At 60.0% G+C, this 13,930-nt stretch carries 12 protein-coding genes; 3 read left to right on the top strand and 9 right to left on the bottom strand.

What is annotated here, in order from left to right:
• Positions 1-252: 252 nt before the first annotated feature.
• The 8 genes from fabI to gloB form a co-directional block, all read right to left on the bottom strand.
• A complete protein-coding gene (gene fabI / locus CKW18_RS23520) occupies positions 253-1,047 on the bottom strand; it encodes an enoyl-ACP reductase FabI (RefSeq protein WP_007910591.1) in 795 nt (264 codons plus the stop codon).
• Positions 1,048-1,066: 19 nt separating this feature from the next.
• Positions 1,067-2,677, bottom strand: coding sequence for an ABC transporter ATP-binding protein (locus CKW18_RS23515; RefSeq protein WP_095190981.1), 1,611 nt, complete (start codon positions 2,675-2,677; stop codon positions 1,067-1,069).
• Position 2,678: 1 nt separating this feature from the next.
• Entirely contained in the window at positions 2,679-3,698 is a 1,020-nt protein-coding gene (locus tag CKW18_RS23510) for an ABC transporter permease (RefSeq protein ID WP_095190980.1), read from the bottom strand.
• A 1-nt stretch (position 3,699) separates the two neighbouring features.
• Positions 3,700-4,773 carry a microcin C ABC transporter permease YejB gene (locus tag CKW18_RS23505; RefSeq protein ID WP_095190979.1) on the bottom strand — a complete coding sequence of 358 codons (1,074 nt, stop codon included), beginning with the start codon at positions 4,771-4,773 and terminating at the stop codon, positions 3,700-3,702.
• 4 nt (positions 4,774-4,777) lie between these two features.
• Entirely contained in the window at positions 4,778-6,619 is a 1,842-nt protein-coding gene (locus tag CKW18_RS23500; RefSeq protein WP_095190978.1) for an extracellular solute-binding protein, read from the bottom strand.
• Entirely contained in the window at positions 6,616-8,448 is a 1,833-nt protein-coding gene (locus tag CKW18_RS23495; RefSeq protein WP_095190977.1) for an extracellular solute-binding protein, read from the bottom strand. The genes CKW18_RS23500 and CKW18_RS23495 overlap by 4 nt, the downstream gene beginning before the upstream one ends.
• 241 nt (positions 8,449-8,689) lie before the next feature.
• The gene (locus tag CKW18_RS23490) at positions 8,690-10,153 is read right to left on the bottom strand and encodes a transglycosylase SLT domain-containing protein (protein ID WP_095190976.1); all 1,464 of its coding nucleotides are present in this window, start codon (positions 10,151-10,153) and stop codon (positions 8,690-8,692) included.
• Between the two features lie 99 nt (positions 10,154-10,252).
• Entirely contained in the window at positions 10,253-11,020 is a 768-nt protein-coding gene (gene gloB, locus CKW18_RS23485) for a hydroxyacylglutathione hydrolase (protein WP_095191013.1), read from the bottom strand.
• Between the two features lie 66 nt (positions 11,021-11,086).
• Here gloB and CKW18_RS23480 point away from each other — a divergent pair, with 66 nt between their 5' ends.
• Positions 11,087-11,845: a class I SAM-dependent methyltransferase gene (locus CKW18_RS23480; RefSeq protein ID WP_095190975.1), complete on the top strand. Its 759-nt coding sequence runs from the start codon at positions 11,087-11,089 to the stop codon at positions 11,843-11,845.
• A 90-nt stretch (positions 11,846-11,935) separates the two neighbouring features.
• On the top strand, positions 11,936-12,406 hold the full coding sequence (rnhA, locus tag CKW18_RS23475; protein ID WP_095190974.1) for a ribonuclease HI: 471 nt from the start codon (positions 11,936-11,938) through the stop codon (positions 12,404-12,406).
• Between the two features lie 120 nt (positions 12,407-12,526).
• Here the strand turns inward: rnhA and CKW18_RS23470 are convergent, their stop codons facing one another.
• Complete coding sequence (locus CKW18_RS23470) at positions 12,527-12,832, bottom strand: DUF2388 domain-containing protein (protein ID WP_095190973.1); 306 nt, start codon at positions 12,830-12,832, stop codon at positions 12,527-12,529.
• Between the two features lie 188 nt (positions 12,833-13,020).
• Here CKW18_RS23470 and dnaQ point away from each other — a divergent pair, with 188 nt between their 5' ends.
• On the top strand, positions 13,021-13,779 hold the full coding sequence (gene dnaQ / locus CKW18_RS23465; RefSeq protein WP_095190972.1) for a DNA polymerase III subunit epsilon: 759 nt from the start codon (positions 13,021-13,023) through the stop codon (positions 13,777-13,779).
• Positions 13,780-13,930: the final 151 nt, after the last annotated feature.

Below are 13,930 nucleotides of genomic sequence, written 5' to 3'. Positions count from 1 at the left end.
TCGCGGGCAAGCCCGCTTCCACAGGTATCCTGGCTGTACTCAATTTTACCGTTCACCGCAGAACCTTGTGGGAGCTGGCTTGCCAGCGAAAGCGGTGTGTCAGTCAATAAATACTCATGCTATGCCGATGCCTTCGCGGGCAAGCTGCTCCCACAGGGTTTGGTGGTGCTTACGGTATACGCGGAGTTGCAGATATCGCAGGCATAAAAAAACCCGCCAGAAGAGGCGGGTTTTTTATTGGCTAAGCGAAGATCACTCTTCGATGTTGCCCATGGCGGTGGTGTTGAAGCCGCCGTCGACGTACATGATTTCACCGCTGATGCCCGACGCCAGGTCGGAGCACAGGAAGGCGCCGGCGTTGCCGACTTCGTCGATGGTGACGTTGCGGCGCAGCGGGGTTTGCGCTTCGTTGGCGGCCAGCATCTTGCGGAAGTTCTTGATGCCCGACGCTGCCAGGGTGCGGATCGGGCCAGCCGATACGCAGTTGACGCGGGTGCCGTCCGGGCCCAGGGAGCCGGCCAGGTAACGGACGCCAGCTTCCAGCGAAGCCTTGGCCATGCCCATCACGTTGTAGTTAGGCATGGTGCGCTCGGCGCCCAGGTACGACAGGGTCAGCAGGCTGCCATTGCGGCCTTTCATCATTTCGCGGCCAGCCTTGGCCAGGGCCACGAAGCTGTAGGCGCTGATGTCGTGAGCGATGCGGAAACCGTCACGGGTGGTGGCTTCGGTGAAGTCGCCGTCCAGTTGGTCGCCCGGGGCGAAACCAACGGAGTGGACGATGCAGTCCAGGCCGTCCCACTTCTTGCTCAGTGCTTCGAAGACCTTGGCGATTTCTTCATCGCTGGCCACGTCGCACGGGAAGCACAGCTCAGGGCTCGAACCCCAGCCCTGGGCGAATTCTTCAACACGACCTTTGAGTTTGTCGTTCTGATAAGTGAAGGCAAGCTCAGCGCCCTCGCGATGCATGGCGGCAGCGATGCCGGATGCGATGGACAGCTTGCTGGCGACACCGACGATCAGTACGCGCTTACCGGCGAGAAAACCCATGTGTTGCTCCTCTTTCAGGTTATTGCGCAGTGGCTGGTGCCAAAAAAGCGGCTTCCAGCAACTGCTGTGTATACGGATGTTGGGGAGCGGCAAAGATTGCTTGCGCATCTCCCTGTTCGACCACTTGGCCATGCTTGACCACCATCAGCTGGTGGCTCAGCGCTTTGACGACAGCCAGGTCATGGCTGATGAACAAATACGTCAGGTTGTACTTGGCTTGCAGTGAACGCAACAGCTCCACCACTTGCCGCTGCACCGTCCGGTCGAGGGCCGAAGTCGGCTCGTCCAGCAGGATCAGCGCCGGTTTGAGCACCAAAGCCCGGGCAATGGCGATTCGTTGCCGTTGCCCACCGGAAAATTCGTGGGGGTAGCGGTGCCGGGTTTCCGGATCCAGACCTACCTCCTTCAATGCCGCAATAATCGCCGCCTCTTGTTCCTCAGCGGTGCCCATCTTGTGAATCCGCAGGCCTTCGCCAACGATGTCGCTCACGCACATGCGCGGGCTCAGGCTGCCAAACGGGTCCTGAAACACCACCTGCATCTCTCGACGCAACGGGCGAATCTCGTTCTGCGTCAGGCAGTCTAGCTGCTTGCCTTCAAAGCGGATGGCGCCTTTGCTGCCGATCAGCCGCAAAATCGCCAGACCCAGCGTGGATTTGCCGGAACCGCTTTCCCCCACGATCCCCAGGGTTTGACCCTGCGGCAGGCTGAAATTGATGCCGTCCACTGCCTTGACGTAATCCACCGTGCGTTTGAGCAGGCCTTTCTTGATCGGGAACCAGACTTTCAGGTCCTCGACCTCAAGCAGCGGCGCGCCGATTTTATTGGTCGCCGGGCCTCCGCTGGGCTCCGCGCCGAGCAATTCCCGAGTGTACGGATGCTGCGGCGAACGGAACAGCTCTGCGCACGATGCCTGTTCGACGATGCAACCGCGCTGCATGACACATACACGATGCGCAATTCTTCGCACCAGGTTCAAATCGTGACTGATCAGTAGCAACGACATGCCCAATCTGGCCTGAAGTTCCTTGAGCAAATCGAGGATTTTCAGCTGAACGGTCACGTCCAGCGCGGTGGTCGGTTCGTCGGCAATCAGCAGTTCCGGCTCGTTGGCCAGGGCCATGGCGATCATCACCCGCTGACGCTGACCACCGGACAATTCGTGGGGCAGGGCCTTGAGGCGCTTGTGCGGTTCAGGGATGCCGACCATCTCCAGCAGCTCCAGGGTGCGTCTGGTCGCGACTTTGCCGGTCAGGCCCTTGTGGATGCCGAGGATCTCGTTGATCTGCTTCTCGATCGAGTGCAGCGGATTGAGCGAGGTCATCGGCTCCTGAAAGATCATCGCGATACGGTTGCCGCGGATGTGACGGATGGTCTTCTCGCTCAGCCCCAGCAGATTTTGCCCGGAATAGTTGATGCTGCCAGCCGGATGGCGCGCCAAAGGGTAGGGCAGCAAGCGCAGGATCGAGTGCGCCGTCACCGATTTTCCCGAACCGGATTCGCCGACCAATGCCAAGGTCTCGCCGCGTTTGATATCGAAGCTGACGCCTTCGACCACCCGGTGTATGCGCTCGCCAAAGCCGAATTCGACGGCGAGGTCGCGCACTTCGATCAGATTGTCCTGATTCATTTCACTTCCTCGGGTCGAAGGCATCGCGAGCGGACTCGCCGATAAACACCAGCAAACTCAACATCAACGCCAGCACGGCGAAGGCACTCATGCCCAGCCACGGTGCTTGCAGGTTGGATTTACCCTGCGCGACCAACTCACCCAGCGACGGACTGCCGGCCGGCAAGCCGAAACCGAGGAAGTCCAGTGCGGTGAGGGTGCCGATGGCGCCCGTGAGAATGAACGGCATGAACGTCATGGTCGAGACCATCGCGTTGGGCAGGATGTGGCGGAACATGATCGCGCCGTTCTGCATGCCCAGCGCTCTTGCCGCGCGCACGTATTCGAGGTTGCGGCCACGCAGGAACTCGGCGCGCACCACATCCACCAGGCTCATCCACGAGAACAGCAGCATGATCCCTAGCAGCCACCAGAAATTTGGCTGGACGAAACTGGCGAGGATGATCAGCAGATAGAGCACCGGCAGACCTGACCAGATCTCCAGAAAGCGCTGCCCGGCCAGATCGACCCAGCCGCCATAAAAGCCCTGCAAGGCCCCGGCAATCACGCCGATGATCGAACTCAACACGGTCAGCGTCAGGGCAAACAGCACCGAAATGCGGAAGCCGTAAATCACCCGCGCCAAGACATCGCGGCCCTGATCGTCAGTGCCCAGCAGGTTGTCCGCCGAGGGCGGGGCCGGGGCCGGGACTTTCAGGTCGTAGTTGATGCTTTGATAGCTGTACGGAATTGGCGCCCACAACACCCACGTATCCTTGGCCTTGAGCAGTTCGCGGATGTACGGGCTCTTGTAATTGGCTTCCAGCGGGAATTCGCCGCCGAACGCGGTTTCCGGGTAGCGCTTGACCGCCGGGAAGTACCAGTTGTTGTCGTAATGCACCACCAGCGGCTTGTCGTTGGCGATCAGCTCGGCGCCCAGGCTTGCGCCGAACAGGATCAGAAACAGCCACAGTGACCACCAGCCACGCTTATTGGCTTTGAACAGCTCGAAACGGCGGCGGTTGAGAGGGGACAGGTTCATCTCAATGCTCCCGGCTTTCGAAGTCGATGCGCGGATCGACCAGGGTGTAGGTGAGGTCACCGATCAGTTTCACCACCAGCCCGAGCAGGGTGAAGATGAACAGGGTGCCGAACACCACCGGGTAATCGCGGTTGATCGCCGCTTCGAAACTCATCAGGCCAAGGCCATCGAGAGAGAAGATCACCTCCACCAGCAGGGAGCCGGTGAAGAAGATACCGATGAACGCCGATGGGAACCCGGCGATCACCAGCAGCATGGCGTTGCGGAATACGTGGCCGTAAAGCACGCGGTGGCGGGTCAGGCCCTTGGCCTTGGCGGTGACCACGTATTGCTTGTTGATCTCGTCGAGAAAGCTGTTCTTGGTCAGCAGGGTCATGGTCGCGAAGTTGCCGATCACCAGCGCCGTCACTGGCAATGCCAAGTGCCAGAAGTAATCGAGGATCTTGCCGCCCAGGCTCAGCTCATCAAAGTTGTTCGAGGTCAGCCCGCGCAAAGGGAACCAGTCCAGATAACTGCCGCCGGCAAACACCACGATCAGCAGAATCGCAAAGAGAAACGCCGGGATCGCGTAGCCGACGATGATCGCCGAACTGGTCCAGACGTCGAAATGGCTGCCGTGTCGCGTAGCCTTGGCGATCCCCAGCGGGATCGATACCAGGTACATGATCAGCGTGCTCCACAGCCCCAGCGAAATCGACACCGGCATCTTTTCCTTGATCAGGTCGATGACCTTGGCATCGCGGAAGAAGCTGTCGCCGAAGTCCAGCGAGGCATAGTTCTTGACCATGATCCACAGGCGTTCCGGGGCCGATTTATCGAAGCCGTACATGTGCTCGATTTCCTTGATCAGCGCCGGGTCGAGGCCCTGTGCACCACGATAGGAGGAGCCTGCCACCGACACCTCGGCACCGCCGCCAGCGATGCGGCTGGTGGCGCCTTCGAAGCCTTCGAGCTTGGCGATCATCTGCTCCACCGGGCCGCCGGGCGCAGCCTGGATGATCACGAAGTTGATCAGCAAAATGCCAAACAGGGTCGGGATGATCAGCAGCAGTCGCCGAAAAATATACGCCAGCATCTGATTACTCCGTGCCCGCAGGGTCGGCTTGCAGTTTGGTTTCGACTTCTATCGCCGGTTTCGCATCGGGCTTGACCCACCAGGTGTTCGTGCCGATGTCGTACTTGGGCGAGACTTTCGGATGACCGATGTGGTTCCAGTAGGCCACGCGCCAGGTTTTGATGTGCCAGTTGGGGATCACGTAATAACCCCATTGCAACACGCGATCCAGCGCGCGGGCATGGGCGACGAGCGTTTTGCGCGTATCGGCGTTGATCAGGTTTTCGACCAGTTGATCGACGATCGGATCTTTCAGGCCCATGGTGTTGCGGCTGCTGGGCCTGTCGGCCGCGGCACTCATCCAGAATTCGCGCTGTTCGTTACCTGGTGAATTGGACTGCGGGAAACTGCCAACGATCATGTCGAAGTCCCGCGAACGCACGCGATTGATGTACTGCGAGACATCGACACGGCGGATGACCAGATCGATGCCGAGGTCGCTGAGATTGCGCTTGAGCGGCAACAGCACGCGTTCGAAATCGGTCTGCGTCAGCAGAAACTCGATGACCACCGGTTTGCCCGTGGCGTCGACCATTTTGTCGTCGACGATCTTCCAGCCAGCCTCTTGCAGCAGTTGGTAGGCCTCACGTTGCTGGGTACGGATCATGCCGCTGGCGTCGGTTTTCGGATTCTCGAAGGCTTCGCTGAACACCTGCGCTGGCAGTTTGCTGCGGAACGGATCGAGGATCGCCACCTGTTCCGCGTCGGGCAGACCGGTGGCGGCCATTTCCGAGTTTTCGAAATAGCTGCGCGTGCGTATGTAAGCGCCGTTGAACAACTGCTTGTTGGTCCATTCGAAATCGAACAACAGGCCCAGCGCCTGACGCACTCGCACATCCTGAAATACCGGGCGGCGCAGGTTGAAGACGAACCCCTGCATGCCGGTCGGGTTGCCGTTGGTGATCTGCTCCTTGATCAGGCGCCCCTCGGTGACCGCTGGAACGTTGTAGGCGTTGGCCCAATTCTTCGCGGTCATCTCCAGCCAGTAATCGAACTGGCCGGCCTTGAGCGCTTCCAGTGCGACCGTGTTGTCGCGGTAATAATCGGTGGTCATCGTGTCGAAGTTGTAGAAGCCGCGATTGACCGGCAGATCCTTGCCCCAGTAATCCTTGACCCGCTCGTAGCGCACCGAGCGGCCGGCCTTCACTTCGGCGACTTTGTAGGGACCGCTGCCCAGCGGAATCTCCAGGTTGCCTTTGCTGAAGTCACGATCAACCCACCAGTGTTTCGGCAGCACTGGCAACTGACCGAGGATCAGCGGCAGCTCGCGGTTGTTGGTGTGCTTGAACTTGAACAGCACCTTGAGCGGGTCTTCAGCGATGACTTCGGCAACGTCGTTGTAGTAGCCGCGATACAGCGGCGAGCCTTCCTTGGTCAGGGTCTGGAAGCTGAACACCACATCGTCGGCGCGCACCGGGTGACCATCGTTGAAGCGCGCCTCGGGGCGCAGGTAGAACCGCACCCAACTGTTGTCCGGGGCTTTTTCGATCTTGCCGGCGATCAGCCCGTATTCGGTGAACGGCTCGTCAAGGCTGTGCTTGGTCAGGGTGTCGTAGATCTGGCCGATGTCATCGGCGGGCACGCCTTTGCTGATGAACGGGTTGAGGCTGTCGAAGCCGCCAAACCCGGCCTGACGGAAGATCCCGCCCTTGGGCGCATCGGGGTTAACGTAGTCGAAATGCTTGAAATCGGCCGGGTATTTCGGCGGCTCGTTGTATAGGGTCACGGCGTGTTGCGGGGCGGCCAAGGCCAGCCCGGCGAACAGCATGCCGCTGGCCTGCACGAGCAGGGCGCGAATAGGCTTCATTGATCTTTCTCCGAAGACTTCAACCACCACGCGCTCAGGCCCAGGGTGTAGGGCGGCGTGGTGACGAAGGCCAACCGGTTGCGGTAGGCCAGACGGTGATAATTGAGGTACCAGTTGGGAATGCTGTAGTGCTGCCAGAGCAACACGCGATCGAGTGCCTTGCCGGCGGCGACCTGTTCATCGCGGGTTTGCGCGGCGAGCAGTTGTTCGAGCAGATGATCGACCACCGGGTTGGCGATGCCTGCGTAATTCTTGCTGCCCTTGACCCCGACCTGACTGGAATGGAAGTACTGCCACTGTTCAAGGCCCGGACTGAGGGTCTGGCTGAGCGTCATCAGGATCATGTCGAAATCGAACTGGTCCAGACGTTGTTTGTACTGGGCGCGATCCACCGTGCGCAGGCGTGCGTCGATGCCGATGCTGTTGAGGTTCTCGATGTACGGCTGGAGGATGCGCTCCAGGTTCGGGTTGACCAGCAGCAGCTCGAAACGCAGCGGCTGGCCATTGGCGTTTTGCAGGCGCTGGCCATTGAGCTTCCAGCCGGCTTCGGCGAGCAGGGCCAAGGACTTGCGCATGGTTTCTCGCGGGACGCCGCGGCCATCGGTCTGCGGCAGGGTAAACGGCTCGGTGAACAGCTTGGCCGGCAGTTGCTCCTTGTACGGCTTGAGCATCAGCCATTCATGGCCGACCGGCAGGCCGCTGGCGCTGAATTCACTGTTCGGGTAGTAACTGGTGGTGCGTTTGTAGGCGTCGCTGAACAAGGCTCGGTTGGTCCACTCGAAATCGAACATCAGGCCTAGCGCTTCACGGGTCTTCACGTCCGAGAAGGTGGCGCGGCGGGTGTTCATGAACAGGCCCTGACTCTGGGTCGGGATCTGATGCGCGATCTGCGCCTTGATCACGTCGCCACGGCGCACGGCCGGGAAGTTGTAGCCATTGGCCCAGTTCTTCGCCTGATGCTCGATGTAGATGTCGAACTCGCCGGCCTTGAACGCTTCGAACGCCACGTCGCTGTCGCGGTAGAACTCGACCTCCATGCGATCGAAGTTGTACTTGCCGCGATTGACCGGCAGCTCCTTGCCCCAGTAGTCCTTGACCCGTTCAAAGATCAACTGGCGCCCCGGCGTCACCGAGGTGATGCGATACGGCCCGCTGCCCAGCGGCGGTTCGAAGGTGGTGGCCTTGAAGTCGCGATCCTTCCAGTAGTGCTGCGGCAGCACCGGCAGCTCACCCAGGCGCAGGATCAACAGCGGATTGCCCGAGCGCTTGAGGACAAAACGGATGCGCTGCTTGTTGAGGATGTCGACCCGCAACACTTCCTGAAGCGCCGTGCGATACAGCGGATGACCGTCCTTGAGCAGCGTTCGATAGGAGAACGCGACGTCGTAGGCGGTGATCGGCGTACCGTCGTGAAAGCGCGCTTCGGGGCGCAGATTGAACACCACCCAACTGCGATCTTCGCTGTACTCCACTGATTGCGCGATCAAGCCGTAACTGGAGGCCGGTTCATCGCCGGACGGCGAGTATTGGCCGGTGCCGACCATCAGCGGTTCGTTCAACTCGTTGATGCCGTACTGAAGGAAATTCGCCGTGGTCACCGGGCTGGTGCCCTTGAAGGTGTAAGGGTTGACCGTATCGAAGGTGCCAAACGCCATCACCCGCAACGTACCGCCCTTGGGCGCTTGCGGGTTGACCCAGTCGAAGTGGGTAAATCTGGCCGGGTACTTGAGCGTGCCGAACTGCGCATAACCGTGACTTTCGGTAATCGTCGCGCTTGCAGTTGAGCTCAAGGCCAGGCTGATCAGGAGCAGGAGGAGGGGACGCTTCAAGTCAGATCCGATCCAGGCGGCTTGGGCTTTGTGGGCCGTACAGTAACAGCTTGTCTGGACAGGAAAAAGATGCGGGTTAATGCGCGGTTAATCGGCTTCGATCGCATTTGCTTTTGGTGGGAGCGGGCTTGCTCGCGAATGCGGTCTGTCAGCGGTATATGTAGATGACTGATACAGCGCATTCGCGAGCAAGCCCGCTCCCACCAAAACAAAAAGCCCCTGAAATTCAGGGGCTCTTCTGTCAATGCGGCTGATAAACCGTGAGCATCTGCCCCGGCTTCAGTGCTTTACCCGCACCCGGATTCCAGCGCTTGAGATGTTGCATCTCAACGTTGAAACGCTTGGCCACCACATACAGCGTGTCGCCGCGCTTGACCTTGTACTGGGTCTGCTGCGCGTTGTCAGCCTTGCCCTTGGTCTTGCTGTTGGCGGCGATCACGGTGTTGACCCGGCCACTTTTGCGCGAAGGGCTGCGCTTGGTGGTGTCCTGCATCACCAGCGTCTGGCCGACCTTGAGGTTTTTGCCGCTCAATTTGTTCCAGCGTTGCAGGTCCTTCACTTCGACCTTGTTGGCCTTGGCGATGGAGCCGAGGTTGTCGCCACGCTTCACGCGGTAAGCGCGTTTAAGCTGCGCCACTTCGCTTGGATCGGCACCGTCGAACACCGGTTTCAGCGAGCGTGGGCTGATCAGCTCGTCAGGCCGCATGGTTTGCAGGCTGGCGGTCAGCAGTTGCGCCTTGGACGTCGGCACCAGCAAATGCTGAGGGCCGTCGATGGTGGTGCGCTGTTTGAACGCCGGGTTGAGCTGGAACAGTTCGTCTTCATCGATGTTGGCAACCGCAGCGACCTTGGACAGGTCCATGCGCTGGTTGATTTCGACGACCTGGAAGTACGGTTCGTTGGCGATCGGGTTGAGGTTCACGCCGTAGGCTTCCGGCGCCAGGACCACTTGCGACAGGGCCAGCAACTTTGGCACGTAGGCCTGGGTTTCCGCTGGCAGCGGCAGGTTCCAGTAGTCGGTTGGCAGGCCGAGCCTTTCGTTACGCTCGATCGCGCGGCTGACCGTGCCTTCACCGGCGTTGTAGGCCGCCAGGGCCAGCAGCCAGTCACCGTTGAACATATCGTGCAGACGGGTCAGGTAGTCCATGGCAGCGGTGGTCGAGGCGGTAATATCACGACGGCCATCGTAGAAGCGGGTCTGACGCAGATTGAAATAACGACCGGTAGACGGAATGAATTGCCAGAGACCCACCGCGTTGGCCCGGGAATAGGCCATCGGGTTGTAGGAGCTTTCAATCACTGGCAGCAGGGCCAGTTCCAGCGGCATGTTGCGTTCTTCGAGGCGTTCGACGATGTAATGGATGTAGAGGCTGCCGCGTTCGCCGGCATTCTCGAGGAAAGAGGGATTGCTGGCGAACCACAGGCGCTGTTGCTCGATACGCGGGTTCACGCCCAGGCCTTCCTGCAGCTGGAAACCCTGGCGCATGCGTTCCCAGATGTCCTGGGGAACCTGTGGGCTGGGCTTCTCGTTCAGCCAGATCGGCTTCTGCTTGGCTCGCGCAGCGATGTTCGGCGTATGGGTCGCTTCAGTCTGCGGAGCATGGCTGGAACAGCCCGCCAGCGTGGCGGACACAGCCACCGCGATGGCTTGCGCCAGGCGGGTCAATGCGTCTGAATTGACGGACTTACGTATGGATGACGACATTGGCTGGAAGTAAGTTCCGGGCAAAAATGTCGGGCGATTCTAGAAAGCGCACCCCTTGCGGTCAACCATTCAGAATTTTTGTACCAGCAAGGGAGTCACTTAGAACGTATCTTTCCATGCCCGCAGGGCAGCAAAAACCTCACTCGGCGCCCGGTTTTGAGCGCCTGCCCGTTCGTCCACTTTTTGTGTAACTAATGTTTCAGTGGTGCGCAAAAACGGATTGGTGAGTTTTTCAAGGGCCAGGGTCGAGGGAAGGGTCATGACGCCGTTTTGCCGTTGCAGGGTGACCTTTTCCAGACGGGCGGCGATGTCCGGGTTGGTCGGTTCGACCGCTGCGGCGAACTTGAGATTGCTCAGGGTGTATTCATGGGTGCAATAGACCAGCGTATCTTCCGGTAAAGCGGCAAGGCGGCTGAGCGAGTGGTGCATTTGCTCCGGCGTGCCTTCGAACAAGCGGCCGCAACCGGCAGCGAACAGGGTGTCGCCGCAGAACAGCAGACCATGGTGGTAATAGGCAATATGTCCCAAGGTGTGACCAGGCACCGCGTAGACATCGAAGTCCCAGCCGAGCACGCTGACGCTGTCATTGTCCTTGAGGGCTACATCCCGCGCCGGGATGGTTTCGCTTGCCGGACCATAAACGGTCGCGCCGCTGGCCTGCTTCAGGCGTTCGACGCCACCGACATGATCATGATGATGGTGGGTGATCAGGATATCGCTCAACACCCAGCCCGGATGGGCGTCGAGCCACGTCTGCACGGGCGCGGCATCGCCCGGATCGACCACAGCGCAGCGCTGGGTGCGGTGATCCTGTAACAACCAGATGTAGTTATCGGTGAACGCGGGCAGGGCACTGATCTGTATCATCGTCGGAATTCGCCAAGCGGAAAACATTGGCGCATCTTAGTAGTTCCTGGCGCGTTGGAGAATGACATGACCGATAAAGCGTTCGCTCAGGCCGATCCCGACTGGCTGGCGTTGATCAGCGCCGCCCGTGAATGGCTGTCCGGTCCGATCGGGCAGTTTCTGCTGGATGAAGAGCGGCGCATGCTCGAAGACGAGTTGGGGCGGTTCTTCGGCGGCTATCTGGTGCATTACGGCCCGTCGGCCGAGGCCCCACCGTCTGCGCCACAGGTGCAGCGCAACGTGCGCCTCGGTGCGCCGCTGCCCGGTGTCGAGATCGTCTGCGAAGAGCAGGCGTGGCCGTTGAGCGAGCACGCCGCCGATGTGGTAGTCATGCAGCACGGTCTGGACTTCTGTCTGTCGCCTCATGGTTTGCTGCGCGAAGCGGCAAGCAGCGTGCGCCCCGGCGGGCATTTGCTGATCATCGGGATCAACCCCTGGAGCACCTGGGGCTTGCGCCATGTGTTCGCCCATGACGCCCTGCGCCAGGCCCGTTGCATCTCGCCGTCGCGGGTCGCCGACTGGCTCAATCTGCTGGGCTTTGCGCTGGAGAAACGCCGCTTCGGGTGCTATCGTCCGCCGCTCGCGTCGCCCAAGTGGCAGGCCCGTCTGGCTGGCTGGGAACGCAAGGCCGGTGACTGGCAGTTGTCGGGTGGCGGCTTCTATTTATTGGTGGCGCGCAAGATTGTGGTCGGGCTGCGGCCGCTGCGTCAGGAACGTCGCGAGCCGATGGGCAAGCTGATTCCGCTGCCGATGGCCAAGGTCAATCGCCGCCGTATCGAACCGTAAACCTTCTTTTATTTGTGGCCGGGTTTTCCCCGGCCTCGGTCATTGTCGATCCGTGATCGGCAAGACAGGCATTTTTCTGGATAGATAGGCATGAGCGAAAGCGTTGAAAGCGTCGACACCGTAGAACTGTTCACCGACGGCGCCTGCAAGGGCAACCCCGGCCCGGGCGGCTGGGGCGCCTTGCTGGTGTGCAAGGGCGTCGAAAAGGAACTGTGGGGCGGCGAGGCCAACACCACCAACAACCGCATGGAGCTGCTCGGCGCTATCCGTGGGCTTGAAGCGCTCAAGCGCCCGTGCGAAGTGCTGTTGGTGACCGACTCACAGTACGTGATGAAGGGCATCAACGAGTGGATGGCCAACTGGAAGAAGCGCGGCTGGAAAACCGCTGCGAAGGAGCCAGTAAAGAATGCTGATCTGTGGAAAGAACTGGACGAGCAGGTCAACCGCCACAAGGTCACCTGGAAATGGGTGCGCGGGCACATTGGTCACCAGGGCAACGAACGGGCTGACCAATTGGCCAACCGTGGCGTGGATGAGGTGCGCGGTTACAAGCAGACCTGAGTCGTTCCTGACGTACTGCGGTGCGGCCATTCGCGAGCAGGCTCGCTCCCACAGGGGCTTTGTGCACCACACAGATCCAATGTGGGAGCGAGCCTGCTCGCGAAGAACGATAACGCGGACTCACAGAATCAAAATAGCTTCAGCCAACTGCAGATCACCATAATCACGATCCTCCAGTACCTGGCGAATCCGCAAAAACGCCGCCTCCATTCGCACCCCGCGAATCTCGCCGCCACTGGCGACAAATGCCGCCGCATCATCCTTCGCTGCCAGCACAACCTTGTCGTCCTTGAACGACCCACTCGTACCTTTGCTTGAGCTTAAAATCAGGCTCATGGTGATGTCGGTGCTGATGACGAAGCTAGTGGCATGCGCTTGCGCAACCGGCAAACCAATACCGAGCAATAGAACCAGTGCAGTCTTCATGGTGCGTTCAAACCCTTGGTAAACAAGGCGCGCACGCTAACAAGCGGTTTCCCGGCAGACTTTATGAACATTGCTAATGATTGTTAAAAACTGCATGAGCGCCGATCACTCGGGGGCGCGCGACTCACGCCGAGAGCGTGTTAACATTCGCGCTTTTGCACGATTGACCCGTTGAGAGCTGAGCACTGATGGCCACCAGATCCGTTGTACTCGATACCGAAACCACCGGCATGCCGGTGACCGATGGTCACCGGATTATCGAAATCGGTTGTGTCGAACTGATCGGTCGGCGCCTGACAGGCCGGCACTTTCACGTGTACCTGCAACCGGATCGCGAGAGTGATGAAGGCGCCATCGGCGTCCACGGCATCACCAACGAATTCCTCGTGGGCAAGCCACGCTTTGCCGAAGTCGCCGATGAGTTCTTCGAGTTCATCAAGGGCGCACAGCTGATCATCCATAACGCGGCGTTCGACGTTGGCTTCATCAACAACGAATTCGCCTTGATGGGGCAGCACGATCGCGCCGACATCACCCAGCACTGCTCGATCCTCGACACCCTGATGATGGCCCGGGAGCGTCACCCGGGGCAGCGCAACAGCCTTGATGCGTTGTGCAAACGTTATGGCGTCGACAACTCCGGCCGTGAACTGCACGGCGCCTTGCTCGACTCCGAGATTCTCGCTGACGTCTACCTGACCATGACCGGTGGCCAGACCAGCCTGTCGCTGGCCGGTAATGCTTCGGACGGTAATGGCACGGGCGACGGCGCGGACAATTCCGCCACGGAGATCCGTCGCCTGCCGGCTGATCGCCAGCCCGCGCGGATCATTCGTGCGACTGAAGATGAACTGGCAGCCCATCAAGTGCGACTGGAGATTATTGCCAAATCCGCTGGCGGGCCGGCGATGTGGACGCAGATCGCCGAGGCTGACGCCCAGGCTTGAAGATCAAAAGATCGCAGCCTGCGGCAGCTCCTTGTATCTCGACTATCGCTCCATCAGGAGCGATAGTTCTCGACTGATCATCGAGGGAGGGATTTGGAAGCCGTGCAGCTCCTTAGGCTTTTTGCCTGTGATGTAGATCGTGCTCCAGCCC

This window comes from Pseudomonas sp. Irchel 3E19 (genome assembly GCF_900187585.1).
In the GTDB taxonomy this organism is placed as follows: domain Bacteria; phylum Pseudomonadota; class Gammaproteobacteria; order Pseudomonadales; family Pseudomonadaceae; genus Aquipseudomonas; species Aquipseudomonas baetica.
The sequence above is the reverse complement of the archived record's forward strand: the minus strand, read 5'-3'. Positions and strand labels throughout refer to the sequence as shown.